Raw genomic sequence first — 17,994 nt, forward strand, 5'->3', positions numbered from 1 at the left:
GCGGAGAGGGGCCGGACGCCTGCGAGCGCGGAAACGCAGAGAACGCAGGGAAGGCGGGGAAGGCGGGGAGGCGGAGGGGAGAGCCGGGTAAAACCGGTCGACGGCCCGCACACCGGCTGCCAGGCTCTCCCGCCATGAGCACCCCGTACGAGATCTCCGCCGACCCCGCCCGCCTCGACGCCGCACGCGTCCACCACTGGCTGTCCACCGACGCCTACTGGGCGCTCGGCCGCAGCCGCGAGAAGCAGGACCGGGCCATCGCGGGCTCGCTCAACCTCGGGGCGTACGACAGGGCCACCGGCGAGCAGCTCGGCTACGCGCGGGTGGTCACCGACCGGGCCACCTTCGCCTGGCTGTGCGATGTCTACGTCGCCCCCGCCGCCCGCGGCCGGGGCATGGGGAAGGCGCTGGTGGGAGCCGCGCTCGCGGAGCTGGAGCCGTACGGACTCGGACGGGTGCTGCTGGCAACGCAGGACGCGCACGGCCTCTACGGGGGCTTCGGCTTCCGCCCGCCGGCGGAACCCGGGCGGTTGATGGCGCTGATCCCCCGGTGATCCGGGCATACGTCCGAAAACAGTCCGTGCCCGACCGTCGAACAATCCGGTTCATGGTTCTACCATCCGGTAATGCACCTGCGGATCACGCTGCTCGCCGCCGCCCGCAGCTCATCCCTGCTGGACGCGCGCTTCGAGGACGACCGTCCCCTGGACGCCGCCGGGTGGCGGGAGGCCGAGCGGGCCATCCCGGCGTACGCGCATCTGGCGGGCGCCGAGCTGCGCTACTGCTCGCCGACCATGCGCTGCCGGGAGACCGGTGACGTACTGGGGATGCGGCCGCTGGCCCAGCCCGCGCTGCGCGAGTGCGACATGGGCCGGTGGCGCGGGCACACCTTCAAGGAGGTCGCGGCGAGGGAGCCGCGGGCCGTGGACGCCTGGCTCGCCGACCCCCACGCCACCCCGCACGGCGGGGAGTCGCTGTTCTCCTTCATCCTGCGGGTCGGAGACTGGCTCGACACCCGGCCGGGCGGCGAGGGCGACACCCTGATCGCCGCGGTCGTCGAACCGACGGTGCTGCGCGCGGCCGCGGTGTACGCGCTGAAGGCGCCGCCGCACACCTACTGGCGCGTGGACGTCCGGCCGCTGTCGTCGGTCACCCTGGCCGGGTGGGCGGGGGACTGGACACTGGCCATGGACCGCTGACGGCCTCCGGCTCCCGGGACCGCGCCCCGAAGGCGCCGTTCCCGGGAGCCGGAACCCCTACAGCTCGCGCTCGGCGTAGGCCCTCATGGCGTCCCGGACGAAGACCGCCGTGCCCTCGCCGTAACGGTCGTAGGCGGCGGTGAAGCGGGGATCGTCGACGTACATCTGCCCGAGCCCGGCGAACTGCTCCGCGCTGGGGCGCCTGCCCTGCCAGCCGCCGCAGACCCACTCGTAGTGCCGCCGGGTGATCGCGAGCACCTCGTCGCCGTCCGGCGCGAGACCGGCCCGGTGGGCGCGGGCGTAGTCGGTGGTGATGTCGGCCTGGCGCTGCTGGAAGGACTTCTTGTCGTCCTCCGTCAGCGAGCGCCACCAGCGGTCGCCACGCTCGAAGGCGTCGCGGCCCCAGCGTTCGATCACCTCGTCCTTGTACCTGGTGTGGTCGAAACCGTCGAGAGCCTCCTCGGGCATCAGGGGCTCGCCTCCTTTCAATCTGGTCAACGTCTTCCGTACCGACTCGATCTGCCGGCCCAGGCGCTCCCGCTCCCGTTCGAGCAGTTCCAGATGGGTGCGCAGCGCGGCGGCCGCGTCCCGCTGCCCGTCGAGCGCCTCGGAGATGGCGGCCAGCCCCAGGCCGAGTTCGCGCAGCAGCAGGATCCGCTGGAGCCGCACCAGCGCGCGCTCGTCGTAGTAGCGGATCCCGCCGTGCCCGACCCGGCTGGGACGCAGCAGCCCGACGGCGTCGTAGTGGCGCAGGGTGCGGCTGGTGGTCCCGGCCGAGCGGGCGATCTCCTGAATGGACCATTCCATCGCCAGTGGCCTCCGGGTCCCCCGTGGTTCGGTCGGTGAGGACGACGCTAGGGGTTTACGCGGCGTCAACCGCAAGCCCGCCACCCGGGCTCGCCTCCGGTGGCCGCGGAGGTGCGCCGGGGACGCCGCTGAGACGCTACGACCCGCGGCGGGGCCTGCCGCGCCTGCCGCCCCCGGAGCCCTTCGAACCGCCGGAGCCCTTGGCGCCGCCGGAGCCGCGCCGGGCGGTCCGGCCGGTCTGCCCGCCCGCCGCGGACCTCCGCCGCGCGCCGCCCCCGTCCGGGCGCTTCGGCTTCGCCCTCCCCTGCTTGCCCGGCTCGGTCTCCTCGGCGGCGGGGCGGCGGCCCCTGGTGCTGTTGACGGTCCGCCCCCGGACGATCCCGATGAAGTCCTCCACCAGATCGGTGGTCCGGTCCTCCCGCCACGACAGCGCGACGCGCGACTGGGGGGTGCCCGTGACCGGCCGGTAGGTGAGGTCCCTGCGGTGGTGCAGGCGGGCGAGCGACTGCGGGACGACGAGCAGCCCCACCCCCGCCGCCACCAGCTCGATCGCGTCAGCCGTCGTGGCGGGGCGCTCGAAGGCGGGCCGTCCCGGCGGGCGCTCCCAGTCCAGGGTGTCGTCGAGGGGGTGCAGCACGATCTCGTCGGCCAGTTCCTCGGCGGACACCTTCTCGGCCGCTGTCACGAGGTGGTCCTTGGGGACCACCACCACCGTGGTCTCGGTGTAGAGGGGGATCGCGCTGAGATCCGTCCGGTCGGTGGGCAGCCGCAGGAAACCCGCGTCGGCGCCGCCGTCGCGCAGCACGCCGGACGCCTCGGCGGCGGGCACCTGGACGAGGTCGAGCGGGATGCCGGGCAGGCGCTCGTTCCAGATCCGCACCCACTTGGTGGGCGTCACTCCCGGGACGTACGCGAGCCGGAACGAGGGGGATGCTTCCGAGCCGTTCACCGAGCCAGGCTACCGGGCGGCGAGGGAGCCGGGTGGCGGGAGGAGCCGTGGGCGCTCGATACCCTGGACCCCATGAAGTCGCAGCAGACCGCCCAGACGATGAAGCCCGCCACCGCGGCGAAGAAGCTGGGTGTGTACCTCGAGGCCACCCCCGCCGAGTTCCGGGAGGGCGTCGTCTCGCGCGCGGAACTGAACGCGCTGCAGACCGACCCGCCCGAGTGGCTGCGGGAGCTGCGGCGCAACGGACCGCACCCCCGTCCGGTGGTCGCGGCGAAGCTGGGCGTCTCCAACTCGGGGCTCGCGCGCGGCGGGATCACCGAGCCCCTGACCACCGAGCAGATCGAGGCGCTGAAGGCGGAGAACCCCGAGTGGCTGCGGAAGGAGCGCGCCACCCAGGCCGAGGTCCGCAAGGAGGCGGCGCGCCTGAAGGAGCGGAAGGCGGAGCAGGGCGACTGATCCCGCCCGCCGCGCTCCCGATCCCGGCCCCGGCCGCCCCCGCGGCGCCCGTGTGACGCCGCACCGCACCGTACCCGCGGCCCCGGCCGCGTACTTCCCCGGCCCGCCGACCGGTCCTTGCGACCGGCCGGCGGGCCGTACGTCTTCCCGGGCCCGCTCCCCGCGGTCCTCGCCGCCGCACGAGTCCATTGCATAAAACTGTCGATGTGCGTATAGTCATGCCATCGATGAGGAGGATTCCATGGCAGTGCGAGCGGCGGTGGCGGGAGCGAGCGGCTACGCGGGGGGCGAGATCCTGCGCCTGCTGGCCGGGCACCCCGAGGTCGAGATCGGGGCGCTGACGGGCAACTCCAACGCCGGGCAGCGTCTGGGCGCGCTCCAGCCGCACCTGCCGCCGCTGGCCGACCGTGTCCTGGAGGTCACCACGGCGGAGGCGCTCAGCGGCCACGACGTGGTCTTCCTCGCCCTGCCGCACGGCCAGTCCGCGGCCGTCGCCGAGCAGCTCGGCGACGATGCGCTGGTCATCGACTGCGGCGCCGACTTCCGGCTGGGGGACCCGGGGGACTGGGAGCGCTTCTACGGCACGCCGCACGCCGGCACCTGGCCGTACGGCCTCCCCGAGCTGCCGGGGGCACGCGACGCGCTGACGGGGTCCCGGCGCGTCGCGGTCCCCGGCTGCTACCCGACGGCCGTGACGCTCGCGCTCTTCCCGGCGTTCGCGGCCTCGCTGGCCGAGCCCGACGTGGTGGTGGTCGCGGCCACCGGCACCTCGGGGGCCGGCAAGGCGCCCAAGCCCCATCTGCTGGGCAGCGAGGTGATGGGCTCGATGAGCCCCTACGGCGTCGGCGGCGTCCACCGGCACACCCCGGAGATGGCCCAGAACCTCTCGGCCGTCGCGGACGAACCGGTCACCGTCTCCTTCACCCCGACCCTCGCCCCGATGTCCCGGGGCATCCTGGCCACCTGCACCGCCAAGGCCCGGCCCGGCCTGACCGCCGACCGGCTGCGCGAGGCGTACGGCAAGGCGCTGGCCGCCGAGCCGTTCGTCCACCTGCTGCCCGAGGGCCAGTGGCCGTCCACCGCCGCCGTGTACGGCTCCAACAGCGTGCTGGTCCAGGTCGCGTACGACGAGGCCGCGGACCGCGTGATCGCCGTCAGCGCCATCGACAACCTCACCAAGGGCACCGCGGGCGGCGCGGTGCAGAGCATGAACATCGCCCTCGGCATCCCCGAGGAGACCGGCCTCCCCGTCACCGGGGTCGCCCCGTGAACCGGGGGCACCTCCCGGCGGTGGCCGGGGACGCACGCGCGGCTGCCGGTCCGCTGTCGGTGACGATGTCCGCGCTGTGCCGCGTGGGCGGAGATGGGGGTACCACCGTGCCGAAGGCACAGGGGGAGAACGGAGAGACACCGTGAGCGGCGCACGCGCGGCTGCCGGTCCGCTGTCGGCGACGATGCCCGCGCTGTGCCGCGTGGGCGGAGAAGAGAACGGAGAGACACCGTGAGCGTGACCGCGGCCAAGGGATTCACCGCGGCGGGGATCGCCGCCGGGATCAAGGACAACGGCAACCCCGACCTGGCTCTGGTCGTCAACACCGGGCCGCGTCTGGCCGCCGCCGGTGTGTTCACCTCGAACCGGGTCAAGGCCGCCCCCGTGCTCTGGACCGAGCAGGTCCTCAAGGGCGGGCAGGTCTCGGCGGTCGTCCTCAACTCCGGCGGCGCCAACGCCTGCACCGGCCCGCTCGGCTTCCAGGACACCCACGCCACCGCCGAGAAGGCCGCCGAGGTGCTCGGCCACAGCGCCGGCGAGGTCGCCGTCTGCTCCACCGGCCTGATCGGCGTGCGGCTGCCGATGGACCGGCTGCTGCCGGGGATCGAGGAGGCCGCGAAGGAGCTCTCCGCGTACGGGGGCGACAAGGCCGCCATCGCGATCAAGACGACCGACACCGTGCACAAGACCGCCGTCGCCGAGGGCGCCGGCTGGGTCGTGGGCGGTATGGCCAAGGGCGCGGGCATGCTCGCCCCCGGGCTGGCGACCATGCTGGTCGTCCTCACCACCGACGCCGACGTGGACGCCCCGGGACTGGACGCCGCGCTGCGCGAGGCCACCCGCACCACCTTCGACCGCGTCGACTCCGACGGCTGCATGTCCACCAACGACACCGTGCTGCTGCTCGCCTCCGGCGCCTCGGGGACCACCCCGGAGGCGAAGGAGTTCGCCGAGGCCGTGCGGTCCGTCTGCGACGACCTGGCGCAGCAGCTGATCCGGGACGCCGAAGGTGCTTCCAAGGACATCCGGATCGAGGTGGTGAACGCGGCGAGCGAGGACGACGCCGTCGAGGTGGGCCGTTCCATCGCCCGCAACAACCTCCTCAAGTGCGCCGTCCACGGCGAGGACCCCAACTGGGGCCGGGTGCTCTCCGCCATCGGCACCACCTCCGCCGCCTTCGAGCCCGACCGGCTGAACGTCGCCATCAACGGCGTGTGGGTCTGCCGCGACGGTTCGGTGGGCGAGGACCGCGAGCTGGTGGACATGCGCTACCGCGAGGTCCGCATCACCGCCGACCTGGCGGCGGGCGGCGAGTCCGCCGTCATCTGGACCAACGACCTCACCGCCGACTACGTCCACGAGAACAGCGCTTATTCGTCATGAGCACACGTAGGCACACCGCCCTGCCCAAGGCCCAGATCCTCATCGAGGCGCTGCCCTGGCTGACCCGCCACCACGGGAAGACCGTGGTCGTCAAGTTCGGCGGCAACGCCATGGTGGACGAGGACCTGAAGGCCGCGTTCGCCCAGGACGTGGTCTTCCTGCGGCACGCGGGCCTCAGGCCCGTCGTCGTCCACGGCGGCGGCCCGCAGATCAGCGCCCACCTGGACAGGCTCGGCCTGGTCAGCGAGTTCAAGGCCGGGCTGCGGGTCACCACCGAGGAGGCCATGGACGTCGTGCGGATGGTGCTGGCCGGCCAGGTGCAGCGCGAACTGGTCGGTCTGCTCAACCGGCACGGCCCGCTCGCCGTCGGCATGACCGGCGAGGACGCGCACACCCTGACCGCCACCAAGCGCTACGCGCACATCGACGGCGAGAAGGTGGACATCGGCCGCGTCGGCGAGATCACCGAGGTCGACGCGGGCGCCGTCCAGGCCCTGCTGGACGACGGCCGCATCCCGGTGATCTCCTCCATCGCCCGCAGCGCCGACGACGGGCACGTCTACAACATCAACGCCGACACCGCCGCCGCGGCCCTCGCCGCGGCGCTCGGCGCCGAGACGCTGATGGTGCTCACCGACGTCGAGGGCCTCTACGAGGACTGGCCCAACAGCGACGACGTGATCAGCCGCCTGACCGCGAGCGAACTGGAGAGGCTGCTGCCGGACCTGGCCAGCGGCATGGTGCCCAAGATGGAGGGCTGCCTGTACGCCGTGCGCAACGGCGTCAACACCGCCCGGGTCATCGACGGGCGCGTCCAGCACTCCATCCTGCTGGAGATCTTCACCGACGAGGGGATCGGGACCATGGTCGTGCCGGACGGAACCGCATCGGACAGGACCGCCCCGGACGAGGACGTGACGGACGGGGCCGCGGTGCGGGAGACGGCGGCGGAGAAGGAGCAGCGGGCATGAACGACACCGCCACCACAGCCGGCAACACCGGTCTCACCCGGCGCTGGCAGGGCGCGCTGATGGACAACTACGGCACCCCCCGCATCCCGATCACCCGCGGCGAGGGCGCCCGGCTGTGGGACGCCGACGGCAGGGAGTACCTGGACTTCGTCGCGGGCATCGCCGTCAACTCGCTGGGCACCGGCCATCCGGCGGTCGTCCGCGCGGTCTCCGAGCAGATCGCCACCCTCGGCCACGTCTCCAACCTCTTCGTCGCCGAACCCCCGGTCGCCCTGGCCGAACGGCTGCTCCAGCTCTTCGGCCGTCCCGGACGCGTCTACTTCTCCAACTCCGGGGCGGAGGCCGTCGAGGCGGCGTTCAAGATCGGCCGCCGGACCGGCCGGACGCACATGGTCGCCACCGCCGGCGGCTTCCACGGCCGCACCATGGGCGCCCTCGCGCTGACCGGTCAGCCCGCCAAGCGCGATCCCTTCCTGCCGCTGCCCGGCGAGGTCACCCACGTCCCCTACGGTGACGCCGACGCGCTGCGGGCGGCCGTCACCGAGGAGACCGCCCTGGTGATCGTCGAGCCGGTCCAGGGCGAGAACGGCGTCGTCGTCCCGCCCGAGGGCTATCTGGCCGCCGCCCGCGAGATCACCGCCGCCACCGGCACCCTGCTGGTGCTCGACGAGGTCCAGACGGGCATCGGCCGCACCGGGCACTGGTTCGCCTGCCAGGCGCAGGGGGTGCGGCCCGACGTCGTCACCCTCGCCAAGGGTCTGGGAGCCGGACTGCCCATCGGTGCCACGGTCGCCTTCGACGAGGCCGCCGAACTGCTGGGCCCCGGCCACCACGGCTCCACCTTCGGCGGCAACCCGGTCTCCTGCGCGGCGGCGCTCGCCGTCCTGGACACCATCGCCTCCGAGGGCCTCCTCGACCACGTCAAGCGGATCGGCAGCCGGCTGCGCGAGTCCGTCCGGGCGCTGGGACACCCGCTGGTCGACCACGTCCGCGGCGCCGGACTGCTGCTCGGTATCGTACTGACCGAACCCGTCGCACCCCAGGTGCAGCAGGCTGCCCAGGACGCGGGCTTCCTGGTGAACGCGTGCGGCCCGGACGTCGTCCGGCTGGCACCACCGCTGATCATCGGCGAAGCCGAGGTGGACGCGCTGGTCCGGTCCCTCCCCGCCGTCCTCGACGCCGTCGACGGGACCCGACGAGCCGGAGACTGACGAGACGATGACCGAGGCGCAGGCGCAGGGCGGCAACCACGGCGGCCCGGCCGTACCCCACACGCGTACGGCCCGGCACCGCCGGATCGTGGAGATCCTGAACCGCGAGCCGGTCCGGTCCCAGAGCCAGCTCGCCAAGCTGCTCGCCGACGACGGGCTGAGCGTCACCCAGGCGACGCTCAGCCGGGACCTCGACGAGCTGGGGGCGGTCAAGATCCGCAACACCGGGGGCGAGCTGATCTACGCCGTCCCCGGCGAGGGCGGCGACCGCACGCCCCGGGCCCCGCTGGGGGAGTCCGCGAGCGAGGCGAGGATGGCGCGGCTGGCCGGCGAACTGCTGATCTCGGCCGAGGCGTCGGCCAATCTGGTGGTGCTGCGCACCCCGCCCGGCGCCGCCCAGTTCCTCGCCTCGGCCATCGACCAGGCGGAGGTGCACGACATCATCGGCACCATCGCGGGCGACGACACCCTGCTGCTGATCAGCCGCCACCCCACCGGCGGGCAGGCCCTGGCCGACCATCTGCTGCGGCTGGCGCAGAAGAACTCCCACCAGGGCAACGCCACCTGACGGGTTCCGGGGTCCGGTGACCGCCGGATGCGCTCCGTCAGCCGTGCGCTCCGTCAGCCGTGCGCGCCGTGTCCGGCGGCGGTCTGCCACTCGTGCGCCAGCAGAGCCCAGACCTGGAGGTCGTGACGGCGGCCGCCCATGGAGAACACGCTGCGCAGCGTGCCCTCGTGCGTCATGCCCAGCCGCCGGGCCACCGCGATGCTGGGGCGGTTGTCGGGGGAGACCATCCACTCCACCCGCGCCAGGCCGCGCACCCCGACCGCCCAGTCGATCATGCGCCGGGCGGCGGTCGTCACCAGCCCGCGCCCCTGGGCCCCGGGCGCCAGCCAGGCGCCCAGCTCGCAGGAGCCCTCGGAGGCGCTGAACAGCCGGAAGAGCATGCCGCCCACCAGCTCGCCGTCGAGCCGGATGCCGTAGATCCGGCCCTCGTCGGCGGCCTGCTTGTCGGCGTACCGCTGGAGGAAGGCCCGGGCCGAGGCGGTGTCGGTGACGATGTGCGCCCACGGCAGCCAGGGCGCCAGATGGTCGCGCACCCGGTCGGTGTACGCGGCCAGCTCCGCCGCCTGCCACGGCTCCAGGGGGCACAGCTCCGCGCCGTCGCCGAGAGGGGTGCTGAACATGGGTGCTCCTCGCAGGGTCGCTCGCAGGTGGTGGGGCGTGCGGTCGCGGCGGTCCCGCCGGTCCCGGCGAACGCCATGATCGAACCCGCCGTCACGCTAGCGGCGCCCGCCGCGCGGAACCAGCCGGTGGACGGCGGACCGGCGGGCGGTCGCGCGCCCGGTGTCCGCCGCCCGCCGGGTCAGAGCGGCTTCTTGTGGAAGAGGGTCGTGGGCCGGAGCACGCCCTCGGTGTCCGCGGCGTAGTCGGGGATCGTGCCGGCCTCGGTCCAGCCTGCCGAGCGGTAGAGGCGCTCGGCCGGGCTGCCGGTCTGGGTGTCCAGCACCAGCAGGGAGATCCCCGCGCCGGCGGCCTCCCGTTCGGCCGTGGCCAGCAGCCGCCGGCCCAGCCCCCGGCCCCGGGCGTCCCGGTGCACGATCAGCTTGGCCACCTCCGCGCGGTGGCGGCCGTTGGGCATGCCGCAGAACCTGAGCTGCACGGTCCCCAGGATCCGGCCGCCGCTCCGGGCGGCCCACACGGCCGTCCGGCCGTCGGCGACCTCGGGCGCCAGGCCCTCCCACCAGGCCGCCGCCTCGGCGGGGTCGAGCGGGGCGAGGAAGCCGATCGAGGAGCCGCCCTCGACGGCGTCGTGGAGCAGGGCGGCCAGCTCCCGGGCCGCGGCGGGGATCTCGGTGGCCGGCAGACGGGTGATCACCGGCGTGGCGCTGCTGATGTGTTCGGTTCGCACCGCCCGATGGAACTCCTTCCGGGGCCCCGGCCGCAAGAACGTTCCGCCAGGCGGTCAGGAGGGGGTGGGCGGCAGGGGGAGCGGCAGGCCCGGGAGGCCGTCGATGCTGGTGGCGACGTGCTCCTTCTTGTGGAAGTAGGCGTCCAGCGACTCGTCCGTCTCGCGCTCGAAGCGCGAGCCGTGCAGCGGGCGGTCGCTCTCGTACGTCATCAGCGGCACGGCGTAACCGCAGGTGTCGCGGATCAGCTCGGCGGTGACCACGATGATCGCGCGCAGACCGTGCCGGGAGTGGTCGATGCCGGGGAAGCGGCCGATCAGCTCCCCCCAGCGCGGGTCGTCGCGGAAGACGGGTTCCCCGCGGCCGTGGACGCGCACGATGTTCGGCGGGCCGGAGAAGGCGCACCACATCAGGGTTATGCGGCCGTTCTCCCGCAGATGGGCGACGGTCTCGGCGTTGGAGCCGGCGAAGTCGAGGTAGGCGACGGTGCGTTCGTCCAGGACGGCGAAGGAACCCCTCAGCCCCTTGGGGGAGAGGTTGACGGTGCCGTCGCCGGACAGCGGCGCGGTGGCGGTGAAGAAGACGGGCTGGGCCTCGATGAAGTCCCGCAGCCGTCCGTCGATGCGTTCGTATGTCTTTCCCACACGGGCATCATGCCGCTGCGAGGGCGCACGTGCCCGGTGATTACGGCGCGGACCGGACAGCCGAAGGCGGGGGACAGGCGCGGACGCAGGGGCAGGGGCGGGTGCGGGTGCGACGGGAGCAGGGGAACCGGCAGCGGGGAGAGGACGCCGCCCGCGGCCGTGCCGACCGAGGTGCCGCGGACCACCGGAAGGCTGTTGACCTGTGCTTTCCGCGGAGACCAGGCGTGCTTTGACGAACCATACGGAGGAGTGCATACTTATACTAGTCACCGTATGCATCGTAAGGAGCCCCTCGTGACCGAGCGCGTCGTACTCGCCTACTCCGGTGGCCTGGACACCTCCGTCTGCATCGGCTGGATCGCCGAGGAGACGGGCGCCGAGGTCATCGCCGTCGCCGTGGACGTCGGCCAGGGCGGAGAGGACCTGGACGTCATCCGCAAGCGCGCGCTCGCCTGCGGTGCCGTCGAGGCCGAGGTCGCCGACGCGAAGGACGAGTTCGCCGAGGAGTACTGCCTCCCCGCGATCAAGGCGAACGCGCTCTACATGGACCGCTACCCGCTGGTCTCCGCCCTCTCCCGGCCGACCATCGTCAAGCACCTGGTGGCCGCCGCCAGGAAGCACGGCGCCACCACCGTCGCCCACGGCTGCACCGGCAAGGGCAACGACCAGGTGCGGTTCGAGGCGGGCATCTCCTCCCTGGCCCCCGAGCTGAGGTGCATCGCGCCGGTGCGGGACTACGCCATGACGCGCGACAAGGCCATCGCCTTCGCCGAGGACAAGGGCCTGCCGATCGCCACCACCAAGAAGTCGCCGTACTCCATCGACCAGAACGTCTTCGGGCGGGCCGTGGAGACCGGCTTCCTGGAGGACATCTGGAACGCGCCGATCGAGGACGTCTACGACTACACCCGGAACCCGGCCACCGCGCGCGAGGCCGACGAGGTGGTCATCACCTTCGACAAGGGCGTCCCCGTGGCCCTCGACGGCAGGCCCGTCACCGTCCTGCAGGCCATCCAGCAGCTCAACGAGCGGGCCGGGGCGCAGGGCGTGGGCCGGATCGACATGGTCGAGGACCGCCTGGTGGGCATCAAGTCCCGCGAGGTCTACGAGGCGCCGGGCGCCATCGCGCTGATCACCGCCCACCAGGAGCTGGAGAACGTCACCGTCGAGCGCGAACTGGCCCGCTACAAGCGGCAGGTGGAGCAGCGGTGGAGCGAGCTGGTCTACGACGGCCTGTGGTTCTCCCCGCTCAAGCGCGCCCTGGACGGCTTCGTGGAGGAGGCCAACGAGCACGTGTCCGGCGACATCCGGATGACCCTGCACGGCGGCCGGGCCACCGTCACCGGCCGGCGCTCCCACAAGTCGCTGTACGACTTCAACCTGGCCACCTACGACACCGGTGACACCTTCGACCAGTCGATGTCCAGGGGCTTCATCGAGATCTTCGGCATGAGCAGCAAGATCGCGGCCAAGCGGGACCTCGCGCAGTAACCTGCCCCCGCGGCAGCCGCACACCGCCCGCCTCCTCCGCCCGTGGTGGGGGAGGCGGGCGCCTTCCCGTCCCCGCCGGGCCCGGCGCCGTCCGGGACCGCCCCGCACCGTCCGACACCGCCCGGCACGTCCAGCACGCCCGGCACGACCGGCAAGCGCACGAGGAGCACCGATGACCAACGCCCCCCAGACCCCGCCCCCCGCCGCAGGCGGCGACGTACGGCTGTGGGGCGGCCGGTTCGCCGACGGACCGGCCGAGGCGCTGGCCGCCCTCTCGGCCTCCGTCCACTTCGACTGGCGGCTGGCCCCCTACGACATCGCCGGGTCGCGCGCCCACGCCCGGGTGCTGCACCGGGCCGGGCTGCTGAGCGCCGACGAACTGGAGAGGATGCTCGCCGGCCTCGACCGCCTGGCGGCCGACGTCGCCGACGGCACCTTCACCGGCACCGTCGCCGACGAGGACGTGCACACCGCCCTCGAGCGCGGCCTGCTGGAGCGCCTCGGGCCGGAACTCGGCGGCAAGCTGCGCGCCGGGCGCTCCCGCAACGACCAGGTCGCCACGCTGTTCCGGATGTACCTGCGCGACCACGCCCGGATCATCGGCGGCCTGCTCGCCGATCTGAACGAGGCCCTGGTCTCCCTGGCGGAGGCGCACCCGGACGTGGCGATGCCCGGCCGCACCCACCTCCAGCACGCCCAGCCGGTCCTCTTCGCCCACCACGTCCTCGCCCACGTCCAGGCGCTGTCCCGGGACGCCGAGCGGCTGCGGCAGTGGGACGCGCGCACCGCCGTCTCGCCCTACGGGTCGGGGGCGCTGGCGGGCTCCTCGCTGGGCCTGGACCCCCGCGCCGTCGCCGCCGACCTCGGCTTCGAGCACGGTTCGGCCGCCAACTCCATCGACGGCACCGCATCGCGCGACTTCGTCGCCGAGTTCGCCTTCATCACCGCGATGATCGGCGTGGACCTCTCCCGGATCGCGGAGGAGGTGATCATCTGGAACACCAAGGAGTTCTCCTTCGTCACCCTCCACGACGCCTTCTCCACCGGCTCGTCGATCATGCCGCAGAAGAAGAACCCGGACATCGCCGAGCTGGCGCGCGGCAAGTCCGGCCGGCTCATCGGCAACCTCACCGGCCTGCTGGCCACCCTCAAGGCGCTGCCGCTGGCGTACAACCGCGATCTGCAGGAGGACAAGGAGCCGGTCTTCGACTCCTGCGACCAGCTGGAGATCCTCCTCCCGGCCTTCACCGGGATGATGGCCACCCTCACCGTCAACCGCGAGCGGATGGCCGAGCTGGCCCCGGCCGGCTTCTCCCTGGCCACCGACGTCGCCGAGTGGCTGGTGAAGCGGGGCGTGCCGTTCCGGGACGCGCACGAGATCGCGGGGGAGTGCGTCAAGGTCTGCGAGGCCGCCGGGATCGAGCTGGACGAGCTGACCGACGAGCAGTTCGCGCGGATCTCGCCCCACCTCACCCCCGAGGTCCGCACCGTGCTGAGCGTCTCCGGCGCCCTGGCCTCCCGCGACGGGCGGGGCGGCACCGCGCCGTCCGCCGTCGCCGTCCAGCTCGCCGAGGTCAAGGAGGACCTGGCCCGGCAGCGGGAGTGGGCCGAGGAGGACCGCCCGGGCGCCGTGAGCTGACCGTCCGCCGGGCCCCTGCCACCCCGTCAGTCTCCGCCGGTTCCTGACAGGACCCCTGCCGGGCCCCTGTCAGGGACCGGCGGGGAACTCCACCTCGCCGGTCTCCTCCCGGCAGTGGGCTCCGACCACCTCCAGCTCGCCCCGCCGCAGCAGCGGCAGCAGGACCGGGTCCTCGCGCAGGCGTGCGACGACCCGGTCCGTCTGCGCCCGGACGGTGTTCTCCACCGCGTCGCCCGGCGCCCCCGAGCCGTCCCGGCAGGCCGCCGCCAACCGGGCGGCCGCCACGGCCAGATGGGCCGGCGGCCGGGTGCCGGCCGTACGCGACTCGAGCGCCGCCGCCACCGCTCCGCAGTGCTCGTGCCCCAGGACGACCACCAGCGGCACGCCCAGCTCCACCGGGCCGTACTCGACACTGCCCTCGACCGTCGCGTCCAGGGTGTGCGCGGCGGTGCGGATCACCAGCAGCGCCCCGGGCGCCTGGCCGAACAGCGTCTCCGGTGGCACCGGGCAGTCCACACAGGCCAGAACGGCGGCGACGGGGCGCCGGGCGGCGGGGCACCCGCCGCCTCCCCTCCTCGCGCCCCTCGCGCCCCTCCCGGCCCGGCGGGCGTTCCCCTCGCGCAGCAGCCGCAGCGCCTCGGCGGGGGTGAGCCGCCGCTCCTGTGCGTCCGTGCCCTCGGCTCCCGTGCCCGCCGCGCCGCGCGGCCGGCCGTCCCGCGGAGCGCCGCCGGGCAGGCAGACGGCCCCGCGCAGTGTCCAGCGGTGGTTCCTCGGCGAGCGCGGCACGTGTTCCTCCAGGTCTGTCGGCGTCCTGGGGAAGCATGGACCGCGCTGCCTCCCGCTACGCCCCCGGAAGGGGTGAACCGGAAGGCGCCGAGGGGACGCGGTCCACCCGCGGGGGCGAACGGCCGGTTCAGGGAACGGCCGGTTCCGGGAAGGGGCCGCCGCGCACCGCCGGCGGAGGCTCAGGCAGCCTTGGCCTTGGTGGCGTACACGTCCACGTACTCCTGGCCCGACAGCCGCATCACGTGGCTCATCACCTCGTCGGTCACGGCCCGCAGCACGTAGCGGTCGCGGTCCATGCCCTCGTAGCGCGAGAAGTCCAGCGGCTCGCCGAAGCGGACGGTGATCCGGCGGCCCGGGCCGATCCTGGGCAGCCCGCTGCCGCCCGGCTGCACACGGTCGGTGCCGATCATCGCGAACGGGACGACCGGCGCGCCGGTCATCAGCGTCAGCCTGGCGATGCCGGTGCGGCCCCGGTACAGGCGGCCGTCGGGGGAGCGGGTGCCCTCCGGGTAGATGCCGAAGACGTTGCCCTCCTCCAGCACCCGGCGGCCGGTCATCAGCGCCGCGACCCCGCCGCGCCCGCCGTCGCGGTCCACCGGGATCATGCCGACGCCGGTGAAGAACCACGCCATCAGACGGCCCTTCAGGCTCTTTCCGGTGACGTACTCGTCCTTGCCGATGAAGAAGACCTGCCGGTCGACGACGATCGGGAGGATCATCGAGTCGATGAAGGTCAGGTGGTTGCCGGCCAGGATCACCGGGCCGCTGCCGGGGATCCGCTCCGCTCCCTCGACCTGCGGACGGAACAGCACGCGCAGGAGCGGGCCGAGCAGCGCCTTGATGAGCAGGAAACGGGACAACGTGCCCTCCGGTCGTGATGGTCAGCGCGCGCACCCGCGCAGGTGAGTACGGTACTCGCCGGTCACCGGCGGGCGCGCGCCGGGTTCGTCACACGGATACCCCGTGATGGCGCGATTTGTCAGCCGTTCACGCCACGTTTCGTGTGCGGTCTCCCGCAGTGAAGCGACGCGCACCTACCATGCGCGGGTTCCGTTGCTTGTCAGGTGCGGGACAGTCACAGGCGTGTGAAGGCGAGAGGAGAGCCCATGGGACAGGCGCAGAGGCCGGACCGCAGAACCGTGCTGGGCGCGGCGGTGCTGGGCGCGGGCGCGGCGGCACTGGGACCGGCCGCCACCGCGGCGGCGGCCGACGGCGGGAGGGGAAGCGGCGCGGGCCGGGGGCGTACGGCCCTGCCGGCACCCGCCGTCATCGCCCACCGCGGTGCCAGCGGCTACCGGCCCGAGCACACCCTGGGGGCCTACCAACTCGCCCTCGACATGGGTGCCGACGTCATCGAGCAGGACCTCGTGCCCACCCGGGACGGCCATCTGGTCTGCCGCCACGAGAACGACATCACCGGCACCACGGACGTGGCCGACCACCCGGAGTTCGCCGGCCGCAGGACCACCAAGACGGTGGACGGCACCGAGATCACCGGCTGGTTCACCGAGGACTTCACCCTCGCCGAACTCAAGACGCTGCGCGCCACCGAGCGCATCCCCGGCACCCGCCCCGACAACACCCTCTACGACGGCCGCTGGACGGTCCCGTCCTTCGAGGAGGTGCTGCGCTGGGCCGAGCGCGAGGGCCGCCGGCGCGGACGCCCGGTCTGGCTCCACGTCGAGACCAAGCACCCCAGCTACTTCCGCGCACTGGGCCTGGGCCTGGAGGAGCGGCTGGCGAAACTGCTGCGCCGCTACGGGCGGGACCGCGCGAACTCCCCCACGTTCCTGCAGTCCTTCGAGCCGACCAGCATGGAGCGGATGAGCCGGCTGGTCAGGACCCCGCGCGTGGTGCTGCTGTGGACCGCCGACTCCCGTCCCTGGGACTTCGAGCAGGCCGGCGACCCGCGCACCGTGGCCGACCTCGTCACCCCCGAGGGGCTGGAGTGGATCTCCGGCTTCGCCCAGGGCGTCGGCCCGCTGCTCGACCTCGTCATCCCCCGGCGGGCGGACGGGCGGCTGGGCGAGCCCACCACCCTGGTGCGCGACGCCCACGCCCGCGGGCTGCTGCTCCACCCGTACACCATGCGCAACGAGAACCGCTTCCTGCCCGCGGACTTCCACCGCGGCACCGACCCGGACGCGTACGGGGACGCCTTCGGCGCCCTGCGCGCGTACTTCGGGACGGGCATCGACGGCATCTTCACCGACCAGCCGGACACCGCCCTGCTGGCCGCCGAGGACTTCCGCCGGGGCTGACGGCCGGCCGGACCGGCCCGTCGGCCCCGAGGGCGCGGACCGCGGTGGTCACCCGTGCGGGTGGCGCACGCGCGGTCCGCGCCGCCGTCTCCGCCCTCCCACCGGACCCCGCCCACGGGCAAGCCGCCCGGGAGTCGGGAATCTCACAGGGCGGTCCCGGACCGATTCGTTCCCGTTGCACCGATCGCCTGCGCAGAATGCTCACGGCGGAGGTTGCGCCCCCCGAACCAGGGGAAGGGTGCGGTGAACCACCGGCGTCATCAGGGCAGACAGTTCGGGCGCGCGACCCTCGTTCCGCATGTGCGCCCGGACGCGACGAGACATGGGGAGACGTGCGCACATGGGAATGAGCGTGACCATCTCTGCGGCGACGGACGAAGACGTCGAGCAGATCCTCAAACTGCAGTACCTGTGCTACCAGTCCGAGGCCGCCCTCTACGGCGACTACGGCATCGAGCCGCTCACCCAGACCCTCGACGACCTCCGCGCCGAACTGGCCCGCGGCTGCGTGCTCGTGGCCCGGCTCGGCGAGGAGGTCGTCGGCTCGGTACGCGGCCGTGTCGAGGACGACGGCACGGCCGTGATCGGCAAGCTGATCGTCCACCCCCGCATGCAGCGGCACGGGCTCGGCAGGAGGCTGCTGTCCGCGGTCGAGGAGCGGCTGGCGCGGGAGCGGTCCGCCCGGCGCTACCGGCTGTCCACCGGCCACCGCAGCGAGGGCAACATCCGCCTCTACCGCAGGCTCGGTTACACGCCGGTGGCCACCGAACAGGTCTCCTCGAGGCTGAGCATGGTGACCCTGGAGAAGGCGCCGCAGTCCTCGCCGGCGGGCGGGGAGGTCTCCCGGACGTACGCCGCCAGCGCCTGACCGGCGCCCGGTACGCGCCCGGTACGGATTCCGTACGCGCTCGGGCCGCCCCGGTGACACCCGCCGGGGCGGCCCGAGCACGTACCGGGGCCGCCGAGCCGGGGGAGGGGCGGCGGTCGCCGCAGCGCCGCCCGGGCGGCCCGGACCG

At 73.6% G+C, this 17,994-nt stretch carries 19 protein-coding genes; 12 read left to right on the forward strand and 7 right to left on the reverse strand.

The genetic code is table 11. The features are described 5' to 3' along the window. Positions 1-134 precede the first annotated feature (134 nt). Positions 135-554, forward strand: a complete 420-nt coding sequence (locus ACLIYP_RS06440) for a GNAT family N-acetyltransferase (RefSeq protein ID WP_412712174.1) — start codon at positions 135-137, stop codon at positions 552-554. 72 nt (positions 555-626) lie between these two features. Next, the gene (locus ACLIYP_RS06445; RefSeq protein WP_412712175.1) at positions 627-1,199 is read left to right on the forward strand and encodes a histidine phosphatase family protein; all 573 of its coding nucleotides are present in this window, start codon (positions 627-629) and stop codon (positions 1,197-1,199) included. A 57-nt stretch (positions 1,200-1,256) separates the two neighbouring features. Here ACLIYP_RS06445 and ACLIYP_RS06450 read toward each other — a convergent pair whose 3' ends face one another. After that, on the reverse strand, positions 1,257-2,006 hold the full coding sequence (locus ACLIYP_RS06450) for a MerR family transcriptional regulator (protein ID WP_412712176.1): 750 nt from the start codon (positions 2,004-2,006) through the stop codon (positions 1,257-1,259). Between the two features lie 136 nt (positions 2,007-2,142). Continuing rightward, on the reverse strand, positions 2,143-2,955 hold the full coding sequence (locus ACLIYP_RS06455; RefSeq protein WP_412712177.1) for a LysR family transcriptional regulator substrate-binding protein: 813 nt from the start codon (positions 2,953-2,955) through the stop codon (positions 2,143-2,145). Between the two features lie 72 nt (positions 2,956-3,027). On the opposite strand from ACLIYP_RS06455, the gene ACLIYP_RS06460 reads away from it, so the two are divergent. The 6 genes from ACLIYP_RS06460 to ACLIYP_RS06485 all read left to right on the forward strand — a co-directional run bounded on the left by ACLIYP_RS06460 (position 3,028) and on the right by ACLIYP_RS06485 (position 8,814). Next, positions 3,028-3,411, forward strand: a complete 384-nt coding sequence (locus tag ACLIYP_RS06460) for a DUF5997 family protein (RefSeq protein WP_412712178.1) — start codon at positions 3,028-3,030, stop codon at positions 3,409-3,411. Positions 3,412-3,652: 241 nt separating this feature from the next. After that, on the forward strand, positions 3,653-4,681 hold the full coding sequence (gene argC, locus ACLIYP_RS06465; RefSeq protein WP_412712179.1) for an N-acetyl-gamma-glutamyl-phosphate reductase: 1,029 nt from the start codon (positions 3,653-3,655) through the stop codon (positions 4,679-4,681). A gap of 231 nt (positions 4,682-4,912) precedes the next feature. Further along, on the forward strand, positions 4,913-6,064 hold the full coding sequence (gene argJ, locus ACLIYP_RS06470; protein ID WP_412712180.1) for a bifunctional glutamate N-acetyltransferase/amino-acid acetyltransferase ArgJ: 1,152 nt from the start codon (positions 4,913-4,915) through the stop codon (positions 6,062-6,064). Then, the gene (gene argB / locus ACLIYP_RS06475; protein WP_412712181.1) at positions 6,061-7,035 is read left to right on the forward strand and encodes an acetylglutamate kinase; all 975 of its coding nucleotides are present in this window, start codon (positions 6,061-6,063) and stop codon (positions 7,033-7,035) included. Before argJ ends, argB begins: the two co-directional genes overlap by 4 nt. Then, the gene (locus tag ACLIYP_RS06480; RefSeq protein ID WP_412712182.1) at positions 7,032-8,246 is read left to right on the forward strand and encodes an acetylornithine transaminase; all 1,215 of its coding nucleotides are present in this window, start codon (positions 7,032-7,034) and stop codon (positions 8,244-8,246) included. Before argB ends, ACLIYP_RS06480 begins: the two co-directional genes overlap by 4 nt. A 7-nt stretch (positions 8,247-8,253) precedes the next feature. Beyond that, positions 8,254-8,814, forward strand: coding sequence for an arginine repressor (locus ACLIYP_RS06485; RefSeq protein WP_093662430.1), 561 nt, complete (start codon positions 8,254-8,256; stop codon positions 8,812-8,814). 53 nt (positions 8,815-8,867) lie between these two features. Here ACLIYP_RS06485 and ACLIYP_RS06490 read toward each other — a convergent pair whose 3' ends face one another. The 3 genes from ACLIYP_RS06490 to ACLIYP_RS06500 all read right to left on the reverse strand — a co-directional run bounded on the left by ACLIYP_RS06490 (position 8,868) and on the right by ACLIYP_RS06500 (position 10,801). Further along, a complete protein-coding gene (locus tag ACLIYP_RS06490) occupies positions 8,868-9,434 on the reverse strand; it encodes a GNAT family N-acetyltransferase (protein WP_412712183.1) in 567 nt (188 codons plus the stop codon). 179 nt (positions 9,435-9,613) lie between these two features. Next, complete coding sequence (locus ACLIYP_RS06495) at positions 9,614-10,159, reverse strand: GNAT family N-acetyltransferase (RefSeq protein ID WP_412712184.1); 546 nt, start codon at positions 10,157-10,159, stop codon at positions 9,614-9,616. Between the two features lie 54 nt (positions 10,160-10,213). Then, positions 10,214-10,801: a pyridoxamine 5'-phosphate oxidase family protein gene (locus ACLIYP_RS06500; protein ID WP_412712185.1), complete on the reverse strand. Its 588-nt coding sequence runs from the start codon at positions 10,799-10,801 to the stop codon at positions 10,214-10,216. A 294-nt stretch (positions 10,802-11,095) separates the two neighbouring features. Between ACLIYP_RS06500 and ACLIYP_RS06505 the strand changes: the two genes are divergently transcribed. Together ACLIYP_RS06505 and argH are read left to right on the forward strand one after the other, a co-directional pair. Beyond that, positions 11,096-12,292 (forward strand): argininosuccinate synthase, encoded by a 1,197-nt coding sequence (locus tag ACLIYP_RS06505; RefSeq protein WP_412712186.1) that lies wholly within the window; start codon positions 11,096-11,098, stop codon positions 12,290-12,292. A gap of 172 nt (positions 12,293-12,464) precedes the next feature. Then, positions 12,465-13,931, forward strand: a complete 1,467-nt coding sequence (argH, locus tag ACLIYP_RS06510; protein WP_412712187.1) for an argininosuccinate lyase — start codon at positions 12,465-12,467, stop codon at positions 13,929-13,931. A 69-nt stretch (positions 13,932-14,000) separates the two neighbouring features. Here the strand turns inward: argH and ACLIYP_RS06515 are convergent, their stop codons facing one another. Together ACLIYP_RS06515 and ACLIYP_RS06520 are read right to left on the reverse strand one after the other, a co-directional pair. After that, positions 14,001-14,717 (reverse strand): carbonic anhydrase, encoded by a 717-nt coding sequence (locus tag ACLIYP_RS06515; protein WP_412712188.1) that lies wholly within the window; start codon positions 14,715-14,717, stop codon positions 14,001-14,003. Between the two features lie 179 nt (positions 14,718-14,896). Next, positions 14,897-15,577: a lysophospholipid acyltransferase family protein gene (locus ACLIYP_RS06520; protein ID WP_093662442.1), complete on the reverse strand. Its 681-nt coding sequence runs from the start codon at positions 15,575-15,577 to the stop codon at positions 14,897-14,899. 246 nt (positions 15,578-15,823) lie between these two features. Here ACLIYP_RS06520 and ACLIYP_RS06525 point away from each other — a divergent pair, with 246 nt between their 5' ends. Together ACLIYP_RS06525 and ACLIYP_RS06530 are read left to right on the forward strand one after the other, a co-directional pair. Then, positions 15,824-16,978, forward strand: coding sequence for a glycerophosphodiester phosphodiesterase (locus tag ACLIYP_RS06525; RefSeq protein ID WP_412712189.1), 1,155 nt, complete (start codon positions 15,824-15,826; stop codon positions 16,976-16,978). 340 nt (positions 16,979-17,318) lie between these two features. After that, complete coding sequence (locus ACLIYP_RS06530) at positions 17,319-17,846, forward strand: GNAT family N-acetyltransferase (protein ID WP_412712190.1); 528 nt, start codon at positions 17,319-17,321, stop codon at positions 17,844-17,846. Positions 17,847-17,994 lie beyond the last annotated feature (148 nt).

It is taken from the genome of Streptomyces nanhaiensis (genome assembly GCF_046614825.1).
Lineage (GTDB): Bacteria > Actinomycetota > Actinomycetes > Streptomycetales > Streptomycetaceae > Streptomyces > Streptomyces radiopugnans.

Coding starts and splice junctions, on each gene's coding strand:
- ACLIYP_RS06530 (WP_412712190.1), top strand. CDS start 17,319: ATGGGAATGAGCGTGACCATCTCTGCGGCGACGGACGAAGACGTCGAG.
- ACLIYP_RS06460 (WP_412712178.1), top strand. CDS start 3,028: ATGAAGTCGCAGCAGACCGCCCAGACGATGAAGCCCGCCACCGCGGCG.
- ACLIYP_RS06445 (WP_412712175.1), top strand. CDS start 627: ATGCACCTGCGGATCACGCTGCTCGCCGCCGCCCGCAGCTCATCCCTG.
- ACLIYP_RS06440 (WP_412712174.1), top strand. CDS start 135: ATGAGCACCCCGTACGAGATCTCCGCCGACCCCGCCCGCCTCGACGCC.
- argB (WP_412712181.1), top strand. CDS start 6,061: ATGAGCACACGTAGGCACACCGCCCTGCCCAAGGCCCAGATCCTCATC.
- ACLIYP_RS06525 (WP_412712189.1), top strand. CDS start 15,824: ATGGGACAGGCGCAGAGGCCGGACCGCAGAACCGTGCTGGGCGCGGCG.
- ACLIYP_RS06480 (WP_412712182.1), top strand. CDS start 7,032: ATGAACGACACCGCCACCACAGCCGGCAACACCGGTCTCACCCGGCGC.
- ACLIYP_RS06490 (WP_412712183.1), bottom strand. CDS start 9,434: ATGTTCAGCACCCCTCTCGGCGACGGCGCGGAGCTGTGCCCCCTGGAG.
- ACLIYP_RS06450 (WP_412712176.1), bottom strand. CDS start 2,006: ATGGAATGGTCCATTCAGGAGATCGCCCGCTCGGCCGGGACCACCAGC.
- argH (WP_412712187.1), top strand. CDS start 12,465: ATGACCAACGCCCCCCAGACCCCGCCCCCCGCCGCAGGCGGCGACGTA.
- ACLIYP_RS06485 (WP_093662430.1), top strand. CDS start 8,254: ATGACCGAGGCGCAGGCGCAGGGCGGCAACCACGGCGGCCCGGCCGTA.
- argC (WP_412712179.1), top strand. CDS start 3,653: ATGGCAGTGCGAGCGGCGGTGGCGGGAGCGAGCGGCTACGCGGGGGGC.